The organism is Dysgonomonas sp. UBA7630 (assembly GCF_002483985.1).
GTDB lineage: Bacteria > Bacteroidota > Bacteroidia > Bacteroidales > Dysgonomonadaceae > Dysgonomonas.
Window position 1 is genome coordinate 3058 of sequence record NZ_DLIY01000003.1, and the last position, 5649, is coordinate 8706.

General features: G+C 36.6%; 7 protein-coding genes and 1 tRNA gene. 1 reads left to right on the forward strand and 7 read right to left on the reverse strand.

The annotated features are described in order from the left end of the window. Positions 1 to 1221: DUF3329 domain-containing protein (locus B3P17_RS00790; RefSeq protein WP_291102590.1), on the forward strand; the 1221-nt coding region annotated here is incomplete at its 5' end. 255 nt (positions 1222 to 1476) lie between these two features. Here the strand turns inward: B3P17_RS00790 and B3P17_RS00795 are convergent. The 7 genes from B3P17_RS00795 to B3P17_RS00825 form a co-directional block, all read right to left on the reverse strand. Continuing rightward, positions 1477 to 1548: transfer RNA gene (locus B3P17_RS00795), tRNA-Arg, on the reverse strand. A 135-nt stretch (positions 1549 to 1683) separates the two neighbouring features. Beyond that, entirely contained in the window at positions 1684 to 2598 is a 915-nt protein-coding gene (locus B3P17_RS00800; protein WP_252638337.1) for a DMT family transporter, read from the reverse strand. A gap of 269 nt (positions 2599 to 2867) precedes the next feature. Continuing rightward, positions 2868 to 3212, reverse strand: coding sequence for a 50S ribosomal protein L20 (gene rplT, locus B3P17_RS00805; RefSeq protein WP_006798843.1), 345 nt, complete (start codon positions 3210 to 3212; stop codon positions 2868 to 2870). A gap of 102 nt (positions 3213 to 3314) precedes the next feature. Continuing rightward, entirely contained in the window at positions 3315 to 3512 is a 198-nt protein-coding gene (gene rpmI / locus B3P17_RS00810; protein WP_006843779.1) for a 50S ribosomal protein L35, read from the reverse strand. A gap of 53 nt (positions 3513 to 3565) precedes the next feature. Further along, positions 3566 to 4189: a translation initiation factor IF-3 gene (gene infC, locus B3P17_RS00815; protein ID WP_252638338.1), complete on the reverse strand. Its 624-nt coding sequence runs from the start codon at positions 4187 to 4189 to the stop codon at positions 3566 to 3568. A gap of 223 nt (positions 4190 to 4412) precedes the next feature. Then, complete coding sequence (locus B3P17_RS00820; RefSeq protein WP_252638339.1) at positions 4413 to 4982, reverse strand: DUF4468 domain-containing protein; 570 nt, start codon at positions 4980 to 4982, stop codon at positions 4413 to 4415. Positions 4983 to 5221: 239 nt separating this feature from the next. Continuing rightward, positions 5222 to 5649 (reverse strand): His/Gly/Thr/Pro-type tRNA ligase C-terminal domain-containing protein (locus B3P17_RS00825; RefSeq protein ID WP_291102597.1); only part of this gene is annotated, 428 nt, incomplete at its 5' end.

Sequence of the window (5649 nt, forward strand, 5' to 3'; positions counted from 1 at the left end):
AAAAGAATAGAAAATTTATTTGATATAGTTACCTCACAACTTAATCACTATGAAATATGGGGAGGAAGGACAGTTGTTCATACTATTGCTCAATTGCTTTTAATGATAGACTTTCGTATATCCAGCATTTTTAACGCATTGGCATATATAATATTAATATACTCAATATATAGAATATCTATAACGAACAGTAAACTAACCACATATTCTTCAATATCATTATTGCTTTTAATACATGTTTTTATTTGGTTCCTACAACCTGAGTTTTGTTCTAATGCAATATGGAAAACTGGAAGTGCCAATTATCTGTGGGGATCATTAATCGTTATAATGTTTATGTATCCTTATTACAATTATATAAACACACGATTATATAAAGAAAGTAATGTTAGAGCAATACTTTTCTTTCTGTTCGGAATGGTTGCAGGGTGGACTAATGAGAATTTAGGAATAGCACTTATTATGTTCATTTTATCAACAATAATCTTGTGCAAATACTATAAAATTAAAATACCGAAATGGTCTGTCATCGGATTAACGGGAACAATTATCGGATACGCTTTTATGATTCTTGCACCGGGCAACTATAAGAGAGCTGACATTATTATTCAAGATTACAACAAACAGGGTTTGGCAGAACATGACATCCCTCTTTACATCCTACAAGTGGCTATCAACCATTTTCAAAGCTATATATTACCCCTACTAATAATATGGGCAATTGCACTACTTATTTTTTTATTCACCAATCGTCGTGAAAGAAAAAATATGGTGCTAAACTCCTTATTATTCATACTTTCAGGTCTTTTTTCTTTTTTTATAATGATTCTATCCCCTACATTCCCTAAACGAGCACTTTTTGGAACTATTATACTTATCATTATTGCGATTGCGATCCTTGTTTGTAATGTTAATCTAAAAATAAAATATTCTAAATTAACATACGCTATCGTCATTGTTTTTATGACATGTATATTCTCTTATGATTATGCTAGAAAGCTTATTACAATAAAAGAAGTTCACGATTTCTGGGAATTAAGAATTACCTACTTAGAAGATCAGAAAAAGAAGGGTGTGAGGGACATTGTTTATAGAGATAAACTGAAGCAATACCATTCCAAATATGGATTTTCTGATTTAAGTTCAGACCCTCATGTTTGGTGGAATACTGACTATGCAAGATATTATAATATTAATTCGGTTGCCGTTATTTCAGATTAGATAAACATATAGAAAAAAACATGTAAATACGGGAGTATATGAACACATTATAAATTACAAACCCATTTAGACGATAACCCATTATTACTAACAGAGAAAGAATAGAAGATGAGAAAGATTGACAAAGAAAGTGTCGTGTTTGATGTATTCCTAATCCAATAAGTAAGTAATTCACAAATCTCCCCCTGCCAACCTCCCCCTAAAAAATAACGACTATATATTCAATGATATACAGTCGCTATACTTGCTTTTCTGTGACCCTGGCGGGAATCGAACCCACAGCTAAGGAACCGGAATCCTTTATTTTATCCATTAAACTACAGGGCCGTTAGGCGACACAAAAATATAAAATTATTCCCAGCTTTTGTATACAATCCAAAATTATCTTACAGCCCCCCACAAAGAACAAAAAGAGACACTCTCAGCGAATATCTCTTTTTGACTACAATCGGTTCATTCAATTTAGTTCACAGTACAGAACGCCCTGATACGTCGGTATACAGCCATGACGTTTACTTCCGCCAAAAGCATTGCCGACAATATAAGTGCACCACCAATCACTGTTCGGCTTGTTATCTCTTCATTTAATATTATATACGCAAATACAGTCGCAAAAATAGGTTCGCACAAGTATGTCAACGCGATCTTCTCGGCCTCAATATACTTCTGAGCCGCATTCTGAATACAATACATATAAGCCGTAGACAAAATGGCGACAAACAGCAAAGCCTTCCATACATCAAAAGGCAACGACATCGAGATAGCCCCAACGCCCTGCGTAGATACAGTTAATGCACCCGCCAAAAGAGCACAAACAGATAGCTGTATGATAACAAACGGAATAGCCGTTACATCAGACCGTGAATCTGTACTGATCTTGCCCACATACAAAATGTAAACCGAATAAAACAACGACCCCACAAACACCATCAGGTCTCCGATCCTAAAGTCTGAGAAACCCGACGCCATGGCAATAATATACAACCCGGCTAAAGCCAGAAGGCACGCCACCCACATTCGTGTCTGAATAGATCTCTTCATAAACAGGAACGCAAACAAAGGAATCAGCACGACCTCTACCCCCGCAATAAACGAGGCGTTGGACGAACTTGTATACTTCAACCCCACCGTTTGCCAGCAAATACCCATAAAAAGGAATAGCCCGGCAATAGCGCCTTTACGGATTGTTTCACTGTTTATTTTCGGAATCTGCTTGTAGAATATCAAAGCCAGAATGAAAGTCGCAATCAAGAAACGATAAAACATGAATGTGTAAGGGTGGATAGAATCGAATGCATCTTTGGATAAAGGAAACGAAATTCCCCAAAATGCAGTTCCCAACACTAAGAGAGGCAGGTAAATTTTGCTTTTACTCATCAATCAAAATAATTTAAAAATTAGTATATCTAAATTATTAGGGTATGCAAAGAACTCTTTACAAAAGGATACCCATACTCCCTATTTTCTTCCCTAACGCTGGAGTATAAGTAGCAAAATCCTTATCTGAGGTGCAAAAGTATAGCTTTTTTATACAATAACAAAATCAGCAATGAAGAAAAGCCCCATAATAGACAAACTCGATAACGTATAGAAACAAAAAAAGCAACCACTGCGGGTTGCTTTTTCTTTGTATATAAAGATATTCTTTATTTTACTTTATCTACGATTGCTTTGAACGCTTCCGGATGGTTCATTGCAAGGTCTGCAAGAACTTTACGGTTGATCTCTACTCCATTCTTGTGAAGAGCGCCCATCAGGCGAGAGTAAGACATACCTTCCAAACGTGCAGCAGCGTTGATACGTTGTATCCAAAGTGCACGGAAGTTGCGTTTTTTAGCACGACGGTCACGGAAAGCATAGGTAAGACCTTTTTCCCATGTGTTTTTGGCTACTGTCCACACATTTTTGCGGGCTCCATAGTAACCTCTTGTTAATTTCAGAACTTTTTTTCTGCGGTTGCGCGAAGCAACATGATTGACTGATCTTGGCATAATTTACATTGTTTTGAATGATAGCGGTTTTCTTATTTCAAAAACACTTTGCTGCATACATCCGGTTAATAAATCTTTAAAACTTGCTTTTAAGAAATACAATTATTTCATTCCCAACAATTGCTTAACAGACTTTTCGTCCACCTTGCTTACTGTTGTAGTGTGAGTAAGGTTTCTTTTCTGTTTTTTTGTTTTCTTAGTCAAGATGTGACTTTTGAAAGCATGTTTTCTTTTGATTTTTCCTGTTCCGGTAAGGGCAAACCTCTTTTTGGCACCGGAATTAGTCTTCTTTTTTGGCATCTCAGTTTATTAATTAAATTAATTTATATACGAATGCAATTCTTTCGAACTGCTTATTCTGCGCTTTTTTCTTCGTCCTCTTTCTTTTCCACTTTCACCTTTGGCTTATCTTCCTTCGGTTTAGCAGGAGCAGCCTTTGCAGGTGATTTTTTAGGAGACATCATCATGATCATTCTCTTACCTTCAAGTGCCGGCAACTGATCTACTTTTCCGTAGTCTTCGAGCTCGGTAGCAAAACGAAGCAGCAACACCTCTCCTTGTTCTTTAAACAAGATAGAACGTCCTTTGAAGAACACATAAGCCTTTAGCTTAGAGCCTTCTTCGAGGAATCCTTTGGCGTGTTTCAGCTTGAAGTTAAAGTCATGGTCGTCGGTCTGTGGTCCAAAACGAATTTCTTTCACCACCACCTTCACCGATTTGGCTTTGGCTTCTTTTTGCTTTTTCTTTTGTTGATAGAGGAATTTCTGATAATCTGTAATCCTACACACAGGAGGTTCTGCTGTTGGAGAGATTTCAACGAGGTCAAGCTCAAGCTCATCAGCCAATCGTAAAGCCTCACCAATAGAGTATACCCCTTGCTCGACATTATCTCCGACTAAACGAACTTCTCTAGCTCGAATGTTATTATTGATCTTGTGTAACTCTTCTTTTTTTTGATTAAATCTATTGTTCCTCATTCAAAAAATGTTAGATTCTTTTCCTTTATTTTTTATTTATTTTTATTTTTAAAACAAAGCTGGGTGCAAAGGTAATAAAAAACTTATTGAATTTGTATAAATTTCCCTATCTTTTTAATTCAAAGGGGGATGCCCCCTATTCTTATTTATACATCCAAAATTGTCACAGCTTCATCACTTTAGTTTCAATTAATCAGATTTCGTTTTGTATAACGGTTCTTATTTACCAATTATCATTTACACTAGCTCCATCCGATTGAATGAAATCAACAAACATCTGCACTTCACTGTTGAAATGGTCTTCAAGTTTTTGCTTTTCATTTTTCATCAAAAGCTTTCCCTTATTATCAAAAATAGCCCAGCCTTTCATTTTACTGGCAGCAATATAAAACTCATTGCCACCCTCCTCGAAGGTTAAACTCAGAGTTGTGATATTATACCGAATACGTCCATCCCGAAATCTCATCTCTATCTGATAAGCACCATTTACTTTAAGGATAACCAGCATTTTAGAAAAGCTGAATATCGTTGGGTAATAAAGACTATATCGCAAATAATCTCCATCCAAGTCGGATTTTATTGCAAATTTGGGATTCGACATTTTTTCATTTACATATCGCTTGGATATACTATACAAGTCTGATGCCGATTTTCCGTCAACAGGAATAACCAAAAAGTCTTTAGACGTATCAGCAGCATCTCTCAACCCTTCGGGGGTTAATTCAAATTGCTGTGAAAAACAGGATAATGAAATCACTCCCAAAATGAGTGTAATTAATAAAGTTTTTTTCATTGTTTTGTCTTTTATGTTTGCATTAAAAAACTAATATACGAAATAAAACCTTAAATACCGCATGAACAGCCAAACTTAGCTAAAAAGCAGGATCAAATTACAATCTATATATTACAGTATATATAATGTAACCCTTAGAGCATCATCGGCATATCCATAAAACGATGAGAATGCAAAGAGTCCCAAAAGTTCTTATAACTTTTGGGACTCTTTTATATCACTTAGTAAAATGACGAGACTTAAGCCTGATGCTCCCAAGCATTCATCATTTGTTCCATTTCTTCATTTAGCTGTGCGGCAAAGTTCACAAACTTCATAGATCCTTTATCACCATCACCTTGTTTGCGGATTGAAACCTCTTCACTTTCGGCTTCTTTCTCTCCTACAATCAGCAAGTAAGGGATACGTTTCAATTCGTTGTCACGGATTTTGCGACCTATTTTTTCGTTGCGGTCGTCTACCTGCGAACTGATACCCTGTTGCTTGAAGTAGTGAGACACACGGTGAGCATAGTCGTTAAACTTCTCGCTGATAGGCAATATCACCACCTGATCGGGAGCAAGCCACAACGGGAATTTCCCTGCTGTATGCTCTATAAGCACGGCAATGAAACGCTCCATCGACCCAAACGGCGCACGGTGAATCATCACCGGACGGTGTTTTTGAT